Annotated in this window: 12 protein-coding genes; 7 read left to right on the top strand and 5 right to left on the bottom strand. The window is 72.4% G+C overall.

What is annotated here, in order from left to right:
• Positions 1-210 precede the first annotated feature (210 nt).
• Both ACFOVU_RS24755 and ACFOVU_RS24750 read left to right on the top strand, forming a co-directional pair.
• Entirely contained in the window at positions 211-1,941 is a 1,731-nt protein-coding gene (locus tag ACFOVU_RS24755) for an SPFH domain-containing protein (RefSeq protein ID WP_378537416.1), read from the top strand.
• On the top strand, positions 1,938-3,389 hold the full coding sequence (locus tag ACFOVU_RS24750) for an SPFH domain-containing protein (RefSeq protein ID WP_378537415.1): 1,452 nt from the start codon (positions 1,938-1,940) through the stop codon (positions 3,387-3,389). The genes ACFOVU_RS24755 and ACFOVU_RS24750 overlap by 4 nt, the downstream gene beginning before the upstream one ends.
• Before the next feature lie 202 nt (positions 3,390-3,591).
• Here the strand turns inward: ACFOVU_RS24750 and ACFOVU_RS24745 are convergent, their stop codons facing one another.
• The 3 genes from ACFOVU_RS24745 to ACFOVU_RS24735 form a co-directional block, all read right to left on the bottom strand.
• A complete protein-coding gene (locus tag ACFOVU_RS24745; protein ID WP_378537414.1) occupies positions 3,592-3,783 on the bottom strand; it encodes a hypothetical protein in 192 nt (63 codons plus the stop codon).
• Between the two features lie 114 nt (positions 3,784-3,897).
• Positions 3,898-4,539 carry a hypothetical protein gene (locus ACFOVU_RS24740; protein WP_378537412.1) on the bottom strand — a complete coding sequence of 214 codons (642 nt, stop codon included), beginning with the start codon at positions 4,537-4,539 and terminating at the stop codon, positions 3,898-3,900.
• A 72-nt stretch (positions 4,540-4,611) separates the two neighbouring features.
• On the bottom strand, positions 4,612-5,142 hold the full coding sequence (locus ACFOVU_RS24735) for a histidine kinase (RefSeq protein ID WP_378537410.1): 531 nt from the start codon (positions 5,140-5,142) through the stop codon (positions 4,612-4,614).
• Between the two features lie 332 nt (positions 5,143-5,474).
• Here ACFOVU_RS24735 and ACFOVU_RS24730 point away from each other — a divergent pair, with 332 nt between their 5' ends.
• The 3 genes from ACFOVU_RS24730 (at position 5,475) to ACFOVU_RS24720 (ending at position 9,783) form a co-directional block, all read left to right on the top strand.
• The gene (locus tag ACFOVU_RS24730) at positions 5,475-6,161 is read left to right on the top strand and encodes a ribonuclease HII (RefSeq protein WP_378537408.1); all 687 of its coding nucleotides are present in this window, start codon (positions 5,475-5,477) and stop codon (positions 6,159-6,161) included.
• Between the two features lie 250 nt (positions 6,162-6,411).
• On the top strand, positions 6,412-8,847 hold the full coding sequence (locus tag ACFOVU_RS24725; RefSeq protein ID WP_378537406.1) for an AAA family ATPase: 2,436 nt from the start codon (positions 6,412-6,414) through the stop codon (positions 8,845-8,847).
• A gap of 207 nt (positions 8,848-9,054) precedes the next feature.
• A complete protein-coding gene (locus ACFOVU_RS24720; RefSeq protein WP_378537405.1) occupies positions 9,055-9,783 on the top strand; it encodes a nucleotidyltransferase family protein in 729 nt (242 codons plus the stop codon).
• 46 nt (positions 9,784-9,829) lie between these two features.
• Here the strand turns inward: ACFOVU_RS24720 and ACFOVU_RS24715 are convergent, their stop codons facing one another.
• Positions 9,830-11,449, bottom strand: coding sequence for a hypothetical protein (locus ACFOVU_RS24715; RefSeq protein WP_378538204.1), 1,620 nt, complete (start codon positions 11,447-11,449; stop codon positions 9,830-9,832).
• Between the two features lie 753 nt (positions 11,450-12,202).
• Here ACFOVU_RS24715 and ACFOVU_RS24710 point away from each other — a divergent pair.
• Together ACFOVU_RS24710 and ACFOVU_RS24705 are read left to right on the top strand one after the other, a co-directional pair.
• Positions 12,203-14,254, top strand: a complete 2,052-nt coding sequence (locus ACFOVU_RS24710) for a SpoIIE family protein phosphatase (RefSeq protein ID WP_378537404.1) — start codon at positions 12,203-12,205, stop codon at positions 14,252-14,254.
• Positions 14,255-14,608: 354 nt separating this feature from the next.
• Positions 14,609-16,270, top strand: coding sequence for an RNA polymerase sigma factor (locus ACFOVU_RS24705; protein WP_378538203.1), 1,662 nt, complete (start codon positions 14,609-14,611; stop codon positions 16,268-16,270).
• Positions 16,271-16,614: 344 nt separating this feature from the next.
• On the opposite strand, the gene yaaA is transcribed toward ACFOVU_RS24705, so the two are convergent.
• Complete coding sequence (gene yaaA, locus ACFOVU_RS24700; RefSeq protein ID WP_378537402.1) at positions 16,615-17,412, bottom strand: peroxide stress protein YaaA; 798 nt, start codon at positions 17,410-17,412, stop codon at positions 16,615-16,617.
• Positions 17,413-17,501: the final 89 nt, after the last annotated feature.

Here is a 17,501-nt window from a genome sequence, read left to right as displayed (position 1 = left end):
GAGACGTCGGGGGTCGTGCCGCCACGCCCTGGCCGGGTGGTGGTCCGGCCGCTGGATCGATGGGTGGGGGTCGTCTCCTGTTCCCGGTTGATGTGTCCTGGTGTGGGAAGATGCGACCACTTCTGACCAGGATCGACGGAACCGCGCGGGGCGCGTTCGCGTCGTATTCGCATTCCGCGATCACCGCGACCAGCAAGGAGTCGATTCCCTATGTCCTTCGCGCAGACGGTGCGCGGGGCCGCCGGCTCGATCGCCCAAGGGGGCGATCCACGGGAGGCCGTGTCCAACGCGCTCGGTGAGGCCGTGGAAGGCGCCGGCCTCGATCCGGGCGACTTCCTGGCCGCCCGTGACCAGGGCTCCTCGGTCGGTACCCGCATCGAGCAGCAGACGTCGTCGCTCAGCAACGCGGGCGAGGCGCTGAACAGCAGCTCCTTCGAGCGGAGCAAGAGCGGCCCGGTCCACGTCATCTGCCCGATGGTGATCCCCCGCGGGCGCACGTTCGGGGCCATGCTCCCGGTGATCGCCCTCGTGGTCCTCGGCGTGGTCGGACAGCTGGTCACCCTGCCGCTGTCCGCCTTCACCGGCGCGCTGCTCAACCCGTTCTTCGGCGTGCACTACTGGATCATCGTCATCGGCGTCGCGGCGTTCATGTGGTGGCGCCAGGGCCTGGTGATGGTGCCCGACGGCTGCGCCGCCCTGATCACCAAGTTCGGCAAGCTGGAGCAGATCGTCGGCCCCGGCCGGGTCACCCTCTTCAACCCCTGGAAGCGGGTCTCCTACATCGTCAACACCCAGCGCGAGTACCCGTTCAACGCGCCCATCCGCGAGGCGCCGACCAAGAGCGGGGTCAAGGCGTCCATCGACCTGTTCGTGCAGTTCAAGATCGAGGACCCGGAGCAGTTCATCTTCGTCCTCGGCGCCGTCCAGGGCTTCCAGGAGAAGCTGAACAACGCCATCAGCGAGACCACCCGCAGCCTCATCTACGACCAGCAGGCGTCGGAGATCTACGACATGGTGGGCGAGAACACCGCCCGCCTGCTGGAGCAGCTCAACCAGCAGTTCCTGCCGGCGGTGCGGCTGACCAACGCCAACATCACCCACGCCGAGCCCTCCAGCCAGGAGTACCGGATGGACCTGGCGGCGCCGGAGATGGTGCGGGTCGCCAAGGAGGCCTACACCTACGAGTACGAGCTCCAGCTCCGCAAGGAGCAGAACGAGGGCGACCTGAACAAGGAGCTCGCCTCGCTCAACGAGACGCTGTCGGCGATCCAGGCCGATATCGCCCAGTACCAGGCCCAGATGGACACCGCACTGGAGCGCGAGACCAACCGCGCCCGCGCCCTGGCCCGGCAGCGGTTCGTCGAGGCCGAGAGCACCGCCAACGCCAACGCGGCGCTGCTGGAGGCCCAGGCCCTGGACATCCGCGCTGTCAGCGCGGCCGAGGCGCCCGAGATCCTCAACTACCGCTACCAGCAGGACCTGCTGGACAAGCTGGAGGGCGTGGCCGAGAGCCTGCCGCAGGTGCTGCACATCGGCGGCGCCGACGAGAGCAGCGTGAACTTCCTGCGCATCGCGCAGGGCATCATCGGCGAGACCGAAGCCGTGCTGTTCTCCGACGACGACATGGCGGCCATCCGCACCCGGCTCCAGGACATCGCCGCCCGCATCGCCGAGCGCGAGGCCGAGATCAGCGACCTGCTCACCGAGGAGCAGAGCACGGTCGAGGCGCCGGACCCCGCCGACCAGGAGGTCCCCGGCGCCGACCGGGTCGAGGAGATCCGCCGGTCGGTCGCCGACGAGGCCGTCGGCCACCGCCTGGAGGCCTCCGCCGCAGAGGAGCCCCCGGCCCCCGCGCCCGCACAGCCCGCGCCGCCGGCGCCGCCCTGGGGTTCCCCCGGCGGCACCGGCCCGTCCGCTCCGTATGAGGGAGGTCAGCAGTGAGCACGCCCGAGCGGGGCCGCAACGGGTCCAGCATCAAGGAGGCGGTCTCCTCCTGGAACGACATCGCGCGCCTGCTGCGCGGCGGCGACCAGGGGGCCCTGGTCCCCGTGGTCATCCCCCGCGACAGCCGCGGCCTGAAGTGGACCTTCCCGGTCTGGTTCGCCGTCTACTGCCTCACCACCGCGCTGATCCTGGCCATCGCGGGAGACGCCGTCTACCTGGGCTGGGCCGCTCTGCCCGTCCTCCTCCTCGCGCTGGTGTCGCTGCTCCTGGGCCTGCTGTGGTGGTGGCGCTCCTCCATCGTGGAGATCGAGCAGGGCACGGTCGGGGTGCTCACCAAGTACGGGGCGGTCGTCGGCCAGCTCGACCCCGGCCGCCACTACCTGTGGCACCCGTGGTCGCGGGTGGACTTCGTCGTCGACATATCGACCGAGATCCCCTACACCGCACCCGTCCTGGCCTGCCCCACGCACGAGAACGTGCCGCTGAAGTCGATCGAGTTCTTCCTGAAGTTCCGGATCACCGACGCGATCGCGTTCGTCCGCACGATCGGCGCCAGCAACTTCGACCTGGTGCTGTCCAACGCGGTGCAGGACGCCATCCGCCAGCGCAGCCGGCGGGTGCGCACCGAGAGCGCCTATGACCTGCGCGGATCCGATGTGGCCGACATGCAGGACCTCCTCAACCGCCAGCTCAGCCGCTACGGTGTGCGGATCATGGGGTGCAACATCCCCGACGTCCAGCTGCCCAACCAGTACCAGCAGCACCTGGCCACCCGCGAGCGCGTCGCCAAGGAGCTCGTCGCCTACGAGCAGGAGTGGGAGCTGACCCGCAAGCGGCGCATCGACACGCTGCTCATGGACATCGAGCGGTCGAAGAAGACCCGCGACGCCAAGATCGTTGAGGTCAACGCCGCGCTGAACAAGGCCCGCAAGGACGTCGCGCAGATGCTGGAGGAGCAGGAGACCGAGGCCCAGCGCGTCCGCTACGAGATCGAGACCCGGGGCCGGGCCGACCTGGTGGCGGCGCAGAACGAGGCCAAGGCGCAGCGCCGGCTGGCCACCTCCTACCGCGACAACCGGGCCGTGCTCCAGTACGAGCTGGCCCGCAGGCGGCTGGACGTGGGCGCCACGCTCGCCGAGCGCGCGCCGCAGCCGGTGGTCGTGCGCACCGAGGGCGGCGGCGACTCCTCGGCGCTGTCGACGCTGCTGCTCGCCCAGCTGCTGCCCGAGATCGGGCGGCGCTCCGGGGGCGGCCGGTCGCCACTGGGCGCGGTCGCGGCGGGCGAGCAGGTGGCGGAGGCCGTCGGCGGCGCGTTCCAGCAGGCGCAGGGGTCGGTCGCCGCGGCGGCCGGGCGCCAGCAGCAGATGGCCGAGCAGTTCGCACAGGAGCAGCAGGAGGAGATGCGCCGCCAGTTCCAGCAGGGCGAGGGCTACGGGCGTCGCTGACGCTTCGCGGAAATGAGAAGGGGGAGGCCGGGTGGCCTCCCCCTTCTTTTGCGTGGTGTGCGGCTGGTGTTTCCGCCGTCCCGTCCGATTCGTTCTGACTCGGACCGAATCGGTCACGGGGTGGGAAAGCGGACCCGGTCCCGCCCGGAAATCCGGGGGAGGGGGCAAGGGCGCGCGCCGTGCCCCGCGCGACTGTTCGCGCTCACGCGGCGTGCACGAGCTCCCGGTATCCGCTGTCGAGGTCGACCCCGTGCCGGGCGGCGATCTCGACCAGGTCCCCGATCTCCCCGGCCTGCACCAGGCAGAGGTCCTCGTCGCCGCGCGCGTGCGCGCGGCGCAGGGCGCGCACGGCATCGTAGATGCGCAGGTGCAGCGTGGTCATGAACTCACTCATATCCGGTTCCCGTTCATCGAGGGAGAGGTCGTGGAATGCCGCCACGCACTCTGTCTACCCGCCCCGGATAAAGGCGGGGTTAGGGGAAAGTTCCTCGGGGGAAAGGCGGGCGGGCTAGTACTCGCTCCAGGAGTACCAGTCGCCCGAGATGTGCTCGTAGACCACGCCGCCGTGCCCGGCCAGGAACTCGTCGGTGGGCAGCGGTTCGGCGCTGTAGGCCAGCCCCGAGTGGTTGAACAGCCCCGCGCCCCGCACCGTGTAGCGGGTGATGCCCTCGGACACCGACACCGCCTCCAGCGGGTACAGCCCCGCCCACGCGCCGTCCATCCGGACGGTGGCGGACCGTGCCGCGGCGCCGCGGACCTCCAGCAGGGCGTCGGTGGAAGCGTCGACCCGGGTCTGGAGCGGGGTGTCGGCCACCGACAGCACGATGGCGGTGAGGGCGATGAGGGGCGCCGAGACCCAGCGCAGCCAGTAGTAGCGGATCATGGGCCGGGCGATCGACAGCGCGATCCCCAGCCGCAGCGCCCCCATGGCGGCCAGCAGCCCGCCGCCGCCCACGCCCAGCAGCAGGCTCGGCAGGTGGCCGCCTGGGACGCTGTCCTCATAGAGCAGGATCAGGCCCACGACCGTGCAGGCCGGGATGTAGAGGCGCCCGGGTGGCCGCGACGCCCAGGAGATCATCCGCTGCCCCATGGTGGGCCGGTGCGCGATCTCGATCAGTTTCGCGACCGAATTGTCCTCGGCGGCGGACATGCCAGTGTCTCCCCCACTGTATTGAGATGAAAGGCGCAGCCGGCGGTGGAACCAGGTCCGTTGGCGGCGGCGTTAAGTATGCGACGGGCGCTCGAACGCGGCCCGGCCTTCAGGATAGGGGAGTGGCGGCGCTTCTTCGGGCCGTCGCGGGGATGTGTCGGCCCTTTCCGGAACCCGGATGCGGGCGCGCTCCCCCCGGGCGGCCGGGCGCCGGTGCGGCACCACGCGGTCCAGCGCCAGCCGGCCCGGTCGCACGGCGGCCGCGAGGCACGCCGCGACCACCACCGCGAGGAGTGCGGGGGAGCCGCCGGTGAGCGCCGCCGGGGCATCGGCCGCGGCCGGACCGGCGCCGCCCAGGGCCATGAACGCGAGCAGCGCCCCCGCTGCGGGGCCGAAGAACCCGAGGGCGAAGGCCGCCGCCCCGGCCGCCTCGGCGCAGGCCCAGACCTCGGGCGTGACGGGGCCCGCCGCGGGCGGTGCGGGCGCCCCGCCGCGCAGGATCCGCCAGGCGTGCTCGGTGAACAGCCAGCCCACCCCGAGCCGCACCGCGAGCGCCGCCAGGTCGTACAGGCCTCCGCGAGCGGTGTCCCAGCGCCGCTTCACCTGTGACCACCTTTCCCATCCGAGATGCCCGGGCCGTCCGGCCAGGGAGGAACCGGACCCCTGGCGAGCGGTGAGGCCGGCGTGTGCCCGGAATCCCCGCTTCGGCCGGACGGGGGTCCGATCTCCGCCGACCCGCGCCGTGGAGTCATGCGGAAACTACCGAATGTGACATGGCGGGGCGGTGTGCCACACGGGGAGCGGTCGGAAAACACGGTCCGGACGTCCGAAAACGGCCTGGTGGGGCGGTCCGGGGCGGCGTTTCCGCGGACCGGCGCCGTGCGGCTGGCCGGGCGGGAGCCGGTCGCGTGGCGGCGACGCCCTAAGCTGTGGGCGTGGCCGTCTCCCCCTCCATCACACCGCCCAGCTACGAGCTGGAGCACGAGCTGTCCGCGGCCGGCGCGTCCCTCATCGCAGGGGTCGACGAGGTCGGCCGGGGTGCCTGGGCCGGGCCCGTCGTGGTCTGCGCCGCCGTCACCGACGGCTCCGAACCCCCCGAGGGCCTGACCGACTCCAAGAAGCTCACCCCCACGCGCCGCGTGGCGATGGGCGACCTGCTCCGCCCCTGGGTGCGCGACCACGCCTTCGGCGAGGCCGGGCCCGCGGAGATCGACGAGCACGGCATGACCGAGGCGCTGCGGCGGGCTGCCGGACGCGCTCTGGCGGGGCTGAGCGCCCGCCCCGACGCCGTCATCCTCGACGGCAAGCACGACTACCTCGGCCGGCCCTGGCGGGTGCGCACCCAGGTCCAGGCCGACCTGTCGTGTGTGACCGTTGCCGCGGCGTCGGTGCTGGCGAAGGTGCACCGCGACGCCTACATGGCCGGACTCGACCCGGAGTTCCCCGGATACGGGTTCGACACCGGTGCCGGCTACCCGTCGCCCGTGCACCGTGCGGCACTCGCGCAGCACGGGCCCACCCCGCACCACCGGATGACCTGGTCCTACCTGGACGACCTGCCCAAATGGCGGCATTTGCGGCGCCCGCGCCCGCACCCGGGCGGCCAGCTGCCCCTGATCTAGGCCGCGGACCGCCCCGCCGGCGGGCGACACGCGCGCCCATTGCGGGCACAACGGCGTAGGAAAGCCGCCGGATTGGCGGCAATATAGGATCTCCGCCGCGGCCCGCTCGGGTCGCGGCACCCGGCGGAACATGGGATCTCCGCCGCGGCCCGCTTAGGTCGCGGCACCCGGCGGTACAAAGGAGTGCAGGCGATCGTGGCCGCACCACCATCGGAGCCGGACGACTGGGGACGACACGGAAGGGGCTGGGATGCCGCGCGACGACCGGTCCCGGATCACCGGCAGACCTGAGGGCACCCCGGCGCTCACCCGGGTACGCGCCGTCTACCACGCCCAGCCGGCGCGTAGCCGCCTGCTGGCCGGGGTCGGCGCCGTCACCCTCGTGGCCGCGGCCGCGTGGATCGCCGGCACGCCGGTCCTGCCCGCGGTGGCCGTCACGGTCGCCGTTCTCGCGGTCTTCGCCGCGCTCATGCGCTCCTCCGACGCCGTGGCCACCACCCTGGTCGGCATCGTCTGGCTGATCCTCGCCTACACCCTCTTCCAGATCCCGCTGGCGGTCGCCGACTTCTCCGTCCTGCTGTTCCTGCCCCTGCTGCCGCTGCTCGTCGCGCTGGCCGCGTCGCGCATCCCCGACTTCCCCGTCTGGCACACCACCCTGCTCGCCCTGCTGGTGGGGCTCATCGTCGGCCTGGCCGTCGCGCTCGCCGGGATGCTCACCGGGTCGGCCCCGCCCGCGCTGGGCATCACCTGCTGTGCGCTGGGCGCCGCAGCGGCGCTGGGCTGGCGCTATGTGGCCGGCTACCGGCTGCGCCGCAGCCTCCAGGAGATCGGGGCGCCCCCGCCCGGCCGCTCCGGCCACTCCGGACGCCCCGCCCCCGCAGCCGCGCGCGCCGGGCGGCGCGCCACCGAGGGCGGCACCGGTCCGCGCCCGGCGGCGCCCGCCGACACCGACGACACCCCGCCCATCCCCGTCGACGAAGCGCTGGCCGGCCTGGAGGACATGATCGGGCTCGACCCGGTCAAGCAGCAGGTCCGCGCCATCGCGGCGTCGATCGAGGCGGCCCGGCTGCGCGCCGACGCCGGCTACTCGGTCGACAAGCCGCTGCGCCACCTGGTGTTCTCCGGCCCGCCCGGGACCGGCAAGACCAGCGTGGCCCGCACCCTGGCGACGATCTTCCACTCCTTCGGCCTGCTGCCCACCCCGCGCGTGGTCGAGGCCCAGCGCGCCGACCTGGTGGGCGAGTACCTGGGCGCGACCGCGATCAAGACCAACGAGCTGGTCGACCGCGCCCTGGGCGGGGTGCTCTTCATCGACGAGGCGTACTCCCTGGTCAACGAGGGCGACGGCCAGCCCGACCGCTTCGGCAACGAAGCCGTGCAGACCCTGCTCAAGCGCGCCGAGGACGACCGCGACCGGCTGGTGGTCATCCTGGCCGGCTACGAAGGCGAGATGGACCGCTTCCTCGCCTCCAACCCCGGCCTGGCCTCGCGGTTCGCCACCCGGGTCACCTTCCCCAGTTACACCGCCGACGAGCTGCTGCGCATCGCGGAATCGCTCTTCGAGCAGCGCGGCGACCTCCTCGACCCCGAGGCGCGGCCCGCGCTGCGCCGCCGCCTGGACCAGGCCGTGCAGCGGGGGGTCATCGACGACCTGGGCAACGGCCGCTTCGCGCGCTCGCTGGTCGAGAAGGCCGCCGAGTCCCGCGACGTGCGCGTGGTGACCACCGGCGAGGCGGGGCGGCCCCCCGGCGCCGAGGACCTGATCACGGTCCGCACCGCCGACATCGCCACCGCCTACGACGGGCTCACCGCGCGCCTGCCCGGCTTCGGCGAGACCCCCGATGTCGACGAGGCCCTGGCCGAGCTCGACGCGCTGATCGGGCTGGAACCCGTCAAACGCCAGGTGCGCTCGATCGTGGCCCAGTTACAGGTGGCCAAGCTGCGCGAGGAGCAGGGGCTGCGCAATCAGCCCCCGATGCGCCACTTCGTCTTCTCCGGCCCGCCCGGCACGGGCAAGACGTCGGTGGCGCGGATCCTCGGCCGGGTCTTCGCCGCCCTGGGGCTGCTCAACCGGTCCGAGGTGGTCGAGGCGCAGCGCTCGGACCTCGTGGGCGAACACCTGGGCGCGACCGCGATCAAGACCGGCAAGCTGGTCGACCGCGCCCTGGGCGGGGTGCTCTTCATCGACGAGGCCTACGCCCTGGCCAACCCGGGCTACAGCGGCGGCGACGCGTTCGGCGCCGAGGCCATCCAGACCCTGCTCAAGCGCGCCGAGGACGACCGCTCCCGGCTGGTGATCGTGCTCGCCGGCTACCCCGCCGAGATGGAGCGCTTCCTGTCGAGCAACGCCGGCCTGTCGTCGCGCTTCAACGTCCGGGTGGGGTTCCCCAGCTACACGCCCGGCCAGCTGACCGAGATCGCCGAGGTGGTGGCCGGGCGCACGGGCGACGCGTTCGACCCCACCGCCCGCGAGGACCTCACCCGCATCTTCGGCTACGTGTGCGAGGCGGGCTGGATCGACGAGCTGGGCAACGGCCGCTTCGCCCGGTCGCTCTTCGAGAAGGCGTGCTCCTACCGCGACCTGCGGGTGGCCGAGGAGCTGGGCGAGGCCGCCACAGCGGCCGAGCTGACCGTGGTCACCAGCGACGACGTCCGCCAGGCCTACTCCGAGGTCACCCAGCGCTGAGCGGCCCGGGCCAACCCGGCCGACACGGGCTGTGACATTGGGCGCGCTCTCCTCCTCTCTCTGCTCCGACGGCCCCGCGTGAGGGCCTGCGGCCGGGGGCGGCGCCGCCTGCGCTCGTTCGTCGGCTCGCCGCGCCGTGTTCCCCCGCGCCCCCTGGCGCGGCCACGCCCCTTCGTGCTCCCGCCGCGCCCTGCTAATGTCCGGCGCATGAGTGGATCCAACGCCCCCATCCGCCAGGCCGTCATCCTGGCCGGAGGCCAGGCGACCCGGCTGCGCCCCTACACCGACACCCGGCCCAAGGCGATGGTCGAGGTCGCCGACCGGCCGATCATCGACTACCAGCTCGAATGGCTCGCCGGGCACGGGGTCGACCACGTCGTGGTCTCCTGCGGCTACAAGGCGGAGGTACTGCGCGACCACATCGCGGCGCGCGGCGACGGGCCCGAGATCACCCTGCTGGTCGAGGACGAGCCCCTGGGGCGGGGCGGCGCGCTGCGCTACGCGGCATCGGGGCTGCGCCCCTCCGGCGACCCCTACTTCGCGCTCAACGGCGACGTGCTCACCTGGTTCCCGCTGGACGAGTTCGCCGCCTACCACCGCGAGAAGGGCGGCCTGGTCACCCTCGCGCTGGCCCAGTACCAGACCAGCTGGGGGATCGTCGACGTCACCGACGACGGCACGATCGAGGGGTTCACGCAGAGCCCGATGCTCCCGTTCTGGATCAACGCGGGCGTCTACATCTTCGAACGGGCCGCCACCGAGCTGCTGCCGGTCAAGGGCGACCACGAGTCCAGCACCTTCCCCGACCTCGCCGCCGAGGGCCGGCTGTTCGGCTACCGGATCGACGGCTTCTGGCGCGGGGTCGACACGGTCAAGGACGTCAAGGAGGCGAGCGAGCAGATCCCGGCCCTGCGCGCCCGCGCCCGCACCGCCTGAGACGCAGGGGGCGGGGGCGCGGGGCCGGCCGGCCCCGCCGCGGGGGTCACAGGCCTTCGAGGCGCTTCTCAGGCTCATCGCCGCCGGATTCGGCGGCGGCGACGGTGTCGAGCAGGATCCGCAGTACCTCAGGGCGGCTGTGGCCGCGGTCGAGCAACCGCTCGGCCGCGCTCCACAGGGCGGGCGGGTCGCCGTGCCACAGCCGCTCGGCCAGGCGCTCGTGGGCGGCCAGCTCCTCTTCGGCGGCCGGGTCGTCGGCGCGGGCGTCGGGGTCGGCGTCGGGGGCGTCCTGCTGTGCGGAGTGCTTGCCGCGGTGGGTCACGGGCGCGTCGTACTCGCCGAAGTGGTCCAGCCGCAGCAGCGCGCGCCGGCCTTCGGGCGTGCCGGGGTCGAACTCCGCGGCCGACTCCTCCAGCAGGTCGCTGGTGAGCAGCGGGAACGCGAACATGCGCCGGGGCAGCGCCGACAGGTCGCCGTCGGGCAGCAGCCGCCGGATCACCTCCTGGCGCAGCCCGAACGACGCGGCGAGGTCCAGGTAGGAGGTGGTGAACGCCGACGTCGCCTCCCAGAGCGCGTCGAGCGTGGCGCCCACGGCGACCTCCGGCAGCCCCGTGCGGGGACCGGCCCAGCGGATCCAGGCGGCCAGGACGTGCGGCATGGCCTCCTGCTCCTCGGGCAGCAGGATCAGCCGGCGCGGCAGCCAGGTCAGCAGGAACGCCTCGACCTTGCGCGGGCTGACCCGCATCGGGCGCCCGCCGTCGACGTCGCAGCCGTAGGCGATGATGTGGTCCACGCAGCGGCTCGCGGCGTAGGAGTCCGACAGCTCCGCGGCGGCGTCGGAGGCCAGGAACCTGGCGGCCAGCGTGGCCCGGCGGTCGCGGCGCCACACCGGGCGCAGCGGGGCGCGGGTGGAGGGGCGCGGCAGGGCCCGCACCCGGGCGCGCAGCAGGGCGTGGTGGGCGGCGAGGGAACCGCTGATCAGGCCGGGGCTGTCCGGCCCGGCGGCCGAGGGCCGTTCCCCGGCCCCGTCGAGTGCCAGGTCGGTGCGGCGCAGCGCGTCCTCCAGGAGCCCGCGGGCGCGCGCCGGGCGCAAGGGGGTGAAGGTGGCCATGGGGTCGCCGCCCGCGGCCGCGCTGCGGCAGTGCTCCAGCAGCCGGTCGACCTTGGTGGTCACCCAGGCGTCGCGCAGGATCCCGCCGCTGTTGTGGTCGACCACCGCGATGAGGGCGTGCTCGGTGCCGTCCTCGTCCTCTTCTCCTTCGCCTTCCCCGTCGTCCTCGCCGCCGGTGTAGCGGAAGACACAGATGATGTCGTCGGTGTCGGCGAACCCGCTGCCGGAGACGTAGGCGGCGACCGGGTGGACCCTGCCCAGGGAGTCGGCCCAGGCGGGGCGGCGGACGCCCCGTTCCGTGAGCTCATGCACCCCTGTTTCGGCCAGTGCGCGCTGGCGTTCGGAGATGCCCAGAATCCGGATCCCGGCGAGGAGGGCCAGCCCGGCCGGGGTTCCCGCGCCGGCGGCGCGGGCGATGAGGCCTTCGGCGAGGCGCTGCTCGATGTCCATGCCCGGCATGCGCCGCCCCCACCACGACCCCAGCATCTCGCTGACGCCGAGCTCGGCGTCGAGGGGATTGCGCGTGGCGAGCAGCGCGCGGGTGGCGCGGAGCATCTCGGTGAACACGGCGTCCGGCAGGGCTGTGGGGTCCGGCCGCCGGGGGAGGGGAGGTTCCGACACCCGACAGAGCCTAAGGCACCCGCCCCCCGAACCAGGGCGGATCGCGGCCATCCCGGTCATCGTGGCGCAGGCCGGACGGCGCCGTGCCGCCTACGGGCCGACGGCACCGCGGGCCGCCCCGGCCGGGGCGGCGATCGCGGAGCGTGACCGGAACTCCGCAGGAAAATCACACCGTACCTCTATGAACAGCGGAAATGCGGCGCTCGATCCACGCGTTCGCATTTCCGGACATTGGCCGTAACGCACAGGCGTTGCCTGCCCCGCGGGATTTCGGCGGAGGGATGTCCAACATCTTGGTAAAGGGGCACCCGAAATGCGCTCGGGTATCCCCGCGGGGGCGGGTGAAGTCGTAGTATTTACCTTCCGCTATGGCCGCTGACTTTCTGCTGCGACCGACTCGGCGTGACCGATCGGTTGTGGCCTATGCTGATGCGGTGGCGACGGCCGACCCCGTTGCCACATAGGCCCTCCGCCGGCTCCGAACGCGGCGAGCACGTCGCGGGCACGAGGGAGTCGACTGGTGCGATCGCCGACGGTGGGCCAGGAAGGGGAACCCCCTGGTTCCCATTCCCCCTGGTCCATGTTGGTTAAGCTTCTGGCGCTCGCGCGAGCGAGCCCCCTCGAACGGGGGAAAGGACCCCGGAGGTGTCATTGTTGAGCACCGAGACGTCCGTTCCGCTCCCTCGCATGTCCGGACTCGGTTCCATGGACTCCGCACTGCTGGAGGCCCTCCTCAAGGAAGCACCGATCGGGTTCGCGTTCCTCGATTCCCACTCGCGCTTCCAGCGCATCAACCGCACCCTGGCCGCGGTCTACGGGCGCACCGAGGACGAATGCCGGGGGCGCACCCCCGCTGAACTGCTGGGGTGCGACGACGCCGCGGCGCACGAGGCGGCGATCGCGGCCGTCCTCGGGGGCGAGACCGTGGTCTCCGGGGGCCGCCTGGTCAGCCTGCCCACCTCCTGCCCGCAGTCGGCCCACTGGGTCGTCTCATGGTTCCCGGCGCGAGGCGACGGAGCCGACGGCGTGGCCCTCATCGCGATCGACCTGAGCGACAGACACACGGCGGAGGTGGCGTTGCGGCGCAGTGAAGAGCGCTACCGGTCCCTGCTCGCAGCCACCAACCAGATCGTCTGGGCGGCCGGCGCCGACGGCTCGGTCTCCGAGGACTGCCCCGAATGGCGCGCCATCACCGGCCAGACCACCGAGCAGTACCTGGGCCTGGGCTGGCTGGCCGCCGCCCACCCCGACGACCAGGAGCTGGTCACCCGCTCCTGGACCGACGCCGTCGCCGACCGCACGGCCTTCGACGAGGTCTTCCGCGTGCGCACCCAGTCGGGTGACTTCCGCTACTACCGGTCGCGCGCCGTCCCGATCATGCGCGGCGACGAGCTCGTCGAATGGGTCGGCGCGCACACCGACGTCACCACCCAGCACGAGGCCGACGACATGCGCCAGCGCCTCACCCAGCAGCTGGGCGAGGCCGCGCTGCGCACCGTGCGGTTGCAGAAGGCCACCTCCGACCTCGCCGAGGCGCTGACCGTCGACGAAGTCGTGCAGGCCATGTGGGAGATCGGCCAGTCCGCCGTCGGGGCCGACCGCACCGCGCTGGGCGAGCTCGACCGCGAGCGCCTGCGCCTGCGCATGCTCGGCGACGACGGCGGGTCGGGCGTCCCCGGCGCGCAGCCGGCCGAGTCCGGGCTGGACTTCCCCAGCTCCATGTCCATGGCGGTGCGCGAGCGCAAGCCGTTCATCGCCGGCAGCCCGTTCGAGCTGCGGGCCCTCCTCGACGACGATCCGCAGGTCGTCACGTTCCTCAAGCACACCGACGAACAGGCGTGGGTGGCGCTGCCGCTGCTGAGCGCCGGGCTGCCGATCGGCGCGCTGCGGTTCTCCTTCGCCTCGCCGCGCGACATCTCCGACGAGGAGAAGGTCTTCCTGGAGGCCCTCGCCGGCCAGTGCGCGCTCGCCCTCGAACGCGCCAAGCTGTTCGAGCGCGAGCACCGCACCGCCGAATCGCTCCAGAAGAGCCTGCTCCCCGAGGACCTGCCCGAGGTCAAGGGCATCCGGATGCGCGCGTTCTACCGTTCGGGCACCCAGAACGTGCAGGTGGGCGGCGACTGGTACGACGCGTTCCCGCTGCCCGACGGCCGCGTGGCCGGGGTTCTCGGCGACGTCATGGGCAAGGGCATCAAGGCCGCCACTGGGATGAGCCGGGTGCGCAATGCCCTGCGCGCCCTCGCGTTCAGCATGCCCGAGCCCGCCGATGTCCTCACCGGCCTCGACCGCATGTTCGACGCCACCGAGGGTGCCGACCAGGTGACCACCCTGGTCTATTTCGTGCTCGACCCCGAGACCGGGCAGGTCGACCTGAGCAACGCCGGGCACCTGCCGCCCCTGGTGGTCTCGGAGAACGCGGCGCCCTGGCTGCTGGAGACCGACCCCGACACGCCCCTGGGCGTGCGGTCGGAGCGGGGCCACCACAAATTTTTCGTGCAACCCGGTAACACCGTCGTGCTGTATTCCGATGGACTTGTTGAGAACCGGAAGCGCGCCGTCGCCTCGGGGCTCGACGAGTTGGTCACCGTAGCGTCACAGGCGTCGCCGGAGGTGGTGGGCGATCCACAGCACATGCTCAAGTACCTTGTTGGGAGCATGCTCAAGGGGTATGAGCAGGATGACGATGTCACACTGCTCGCCGTCCATCTTCCGGTGACCGAGGCCGCACCGGAGCAGTAGCCCGTACGAAGAAGTCCGACACTTTGCCTAAGGTGGAGGAGCCATCAACCCCGCGCACGCGGGGGGTGGATTCGAGGACCCGACGGTGGGGTTGGATCCGCGCGGCCCGCGGAGAAAATCTTACTGGGCGGATGTGCCCACACGCTAGAGAGGGCGCATACGCTGAATAAAAAACGGCTTCCCCGTCCAGGTGGGGATGGCCCCGGGCAGGAGCGAGGGGAGCGCGGTGCTCTCCCTCGTGGCTCTTCGGGCCGCCGGGTCCAGCAATCTCGCCACACGTCCGTTCGAGAGGTGTTTGTGTCACCTGCCAGTTCGACCCGCTCTAAGCAGCCGGAGTCGCTGCAAGAGCCTGTCATCCAGCAGCTGATCGAGCGTGGGCGGTCCCAGGGGTACCTTGAGCCCGAGGACGTGCGCCGTGCCTTCGAAGAGGCCGACATCCCGATGTCGCAGGCCCAGGCAGTGCTCCGCAGCCTGACCAAGGAAGGCGTGACCCTTGTGGTGGGGGCCGAGGAGTCCGCTCCCGCGCGCCGCAAGTCCGCGCGCCGCAAGACGGCGGCCCCGAAGAAGGCCGCCGCCGCGACCACCACCACGACCCGGGTCAAGCGCGCCGCCGCGGCCGCCCAGGAGCAGCCCGACACCGTGACCGCGGTCGTCGCCTCCGCCCCGGCCGCCGCCGGGAGCGCCACGAAGAAGCGCGGCGCCACCGCCCAGCGGCGCGCCGCCGACGACGCGCCCGCGAATGCGGAGCCCGCCGCCCCCCGCAAGGCGGCCAAGAAGGCCGCCGCGACCACCAAGAAGAAGGCCGGCAAGGCCGTCGAGAAGGTGCCCGACCAGGACGGCCCCGCCCTTGAGGCCGCCGACGAGCCCGACCTTGACCTCGTCGAGGCGCCCGACGACCTCGAAGACCCCGGTGTCGAGCTGGAGCTGGTCGAGGACACCGACGAAAAGCCGTCGGTCCCCGAGGGCCCCATCGCCGGCTCCGGCGTCAAGCCCGAGGTCGTGGGGGTCCCCGAGAAGGCCGCCGCCAACACCTCCGAGGACGAGGCGTTCGTCCTCTACGACGATGACGACGACGCCCCGGCCGCCCAGGTCGTCGCCGCCGGCGCCACCGCCGACCCGGTCAAGGACTACCTCAAGCAGATCGGCAACGTCGCGCTGCTCAACGCCGAGCAGGAGGTCGAGCTCGCCAAGCGGATCGAGGCCGGCCTGTTCGCCGAGGAGAAGCTGGCCGACGACGGCGACACCCTCACCCTGGAGTTCCGCGACGAGCTGGAGTGGATCGCCGAGGACGGCGGGCGCGCCAAGAAGCACCTGCTCGAAGCCAACCTGCGCCTGGTGGTGTCGCTGGCCAAGCGCTACACCGGCCGCGGCATGCTGTTCCTGGACCTCATCCAGGAGGGCAACCTCGGTCTGATCCGCGCCGTGGAGAAGTTCGACTACACCAAGGGCTTCAAGTTCTCGACCTACGCCACCTGGTGGATCCGGCAGGCGATCACCCGGGCCATGGCCGACCAGGCGCGGACCATCCGCATCCCGGTGCACATGGTCGAGGTGATCAACAAGCTCGCGCGGGTCCAGCGGCAGATGCTCCAGGACCTGGGCCGCGAGCCCACCCCGGAGGAGCTGGCCCGCGAACTCGACATGACCCCTGAGAAGGTCGTCGAGGTGCAGAAGTACGGCCGCGAGCCGATCTCCCTGCACACCCCGCTGGGCGAGGACGGCGACAGCGAGTTCGGCGACCTCATCGAGGACTCCGAGGCGATCCAGCCGGGCGAGGCGGTCAGCTTCACCCTGCTCCAGGAGCAGCTGCACTCGGTGCTCGACACGTTGTCGGAGCGCGAGGCCGGTGTGGTGTCGATGCGGTTCGGCCTCACCGACGGCCAGCCGAAGACCCTGGACGAGATCGGCAAGGTCTACGGTGTGACCCGCGAACGGATCCGCCAGATAGAGAGCAAGACGATGTCGAAACTCCGGCACCCGTCGCGCTCGCAGGTGCTCCGGGACTACCTGGACTGACACCCGTACCAACCCGGTCCGGCGCGGCGCCGTCCGCGCACGGTCCGGAGCTTCCGGGCCGGTCGCCCGGCATGTCCCACCGACGTGCCAGGGAGGCCGGCCCGGCCCATCTCAACGTCACCGGCCGACCGCGGCCGCCCCCACGAGTGTGGCGAAGCCCGTGCGGACCACCGCGGCGGTGTGTCGCTCCGTACATCGTTCATCCGACACGACCGATGATGCCGCCCCCTGTGTATGACCGAGATAAAACACTGAGACCGGGCCGTTATGCCGGTCGGCCCGCTTAACGGGGCTGGGGACCGGCCCCCGATCGGCTGCCCCGCACGCCCTTCCGGCCGTGTGGCTCAGGAGCGCTCGACCACGGTCAGGGTGTAGGGCCGGTTCCTCGCCGTGGGTGGCGTGAGTTCGGCCGGGTGGCCGAGGTCCTTGAGGGCTTCCGCCAGCTCTGCCGGGGTCGTGGGGGAGGCGCCCGTGGCGAGCAGGGTGTGGGCCATTGCGCCCCGGGTGGCCTTGGCCATGTGGCTGACCACGGTGCGCCGGACCGTTGCGCCGTCGGTGGTCTCGCGTACGACCCGGACGGATACCGTGCGTTCGGCCACCGCGCCCGCGGGCTTGAACGCCGCCGCGTAGGTCGCCGAGCGGCAGTCCACTACGAGCTCGCCGTCGGCGCGCTTGCTGAGCAGGTCGGTCAGGTGGCCGCGCCAGAATGCGCCGAGCGGACCCAGCGGCGGTAGCCGCACGCCCATGGACAGCCGGTAGGGCGGCAGCGGATCGGTGGGGCCGACGACCCCCCACAGCCCGGAGAAGATCAGCACCGACGAGGCCGCGGCCGCCGCCGTGGCGCCGTCCAGCAGCGCCGGCAGCCTCAAGTGGTCGTAAAGGACCCCGGTGTAGAGCCCGGCCGCGGGCAGGGTGGGCGCGTCCCGCAGGGCGCGGTCGCGCTCAACGGCGTCCTGCTGGCCGGGCGACAGCCCCAATACGGTGCGCGCCGCCTCGTCGGGCCCGGAGCACAGGGCGTCCAGCGCGTCGAGCACCGCCTGGCGCGCCGATGTGACCTCGGGCAGGGACAGCGCACCGAGGTCCAGTGGCGGGCCGTCGCCCCCGGAGGCCTTGCCTTCGGAGGGCGGCAGCAGGATCAGCATGGGTCGTCTCCCGGGAGCAAGGGGCGGGGACCAAAGGCCACGGACACGGACCGGACGTCCCGGGCGCGCGGGACGCCGGGCCAGGAATG

This window comes from Nocardiopsis sediminis (genome assembly GCF_042650565.1).
Classification (GTDB): Bacteria; Actinomycetota; Actinomycetes; order Streptosporangiales; family Streptosporangiaceae; genus Nocardiopsis_B; species Nocardiopsis_B sediminis.
Note: the sequence above shows the minus strand (reverse complement) of the source record. Positions and strands in the feature narration are given on the sequence as shown.

Bases quoted from the DNA above. Each gene is read 5' to 3' on its own strand.
- yaaA (WP_378537402.1), bottom strand. From the start codon at position 17,412: ATGCTGATCCTGCTGCCGCCCTCCGAAGGCAAGGCCTCCGGGGGCGAC.
- ACFOVU_RS24725 (WP_378537406.1), top strand. From the start codon at position 6,412: ATGCCGCGCGACGACCGGTCCCGGATCACCGGCAGACCTGAGGGCACC.
- ACFOVU_RS24740 (WP_378537412.1), bottom strand. From the start codon at position 4,539: ATGTCCGCCGCCGAGGACAATTCGGTCGCGAAACTGATCGAGATCGCG.
- ACFOVU_RS24720 (WP_378537405.1), top strand. From the start codon at position 9,055: ATGAGTGGATCCAACGCCCCCATCCGCCAGGCCGTCATCCTGGCCGGA.
- ACFOVU_RS24745 (WP_378537414.1), bottom strand. From the start codon at position 3,783: ATGAGTGAGTTCATGACCACGCTGCACCTGCGCATCTACGATGCCGTG.
- ACFOVU_RS24755 (WP_378537416.1), top strand. From the start codon at position 211: ATGTCCTTCGCGCAGACGGTGCGCGGGGCCGCCGGCTCGATCGCCCAA.
- ACFOVU_RS24710 (WP_378537404.1), top strand. From the start codon at position 12,203: ATGTCCGGACTCGGTTCCATGGACTCCGCACTGCTGGAGGCCCTCCTC.
- ACFOVU_RS24715 (WP_378538204.1), bottom strand. From the start codon at position 11,449: ATGCTCCGCGCCACCCGCGCGCTGCTCGCCACGCGCAATCCCCTCGAC.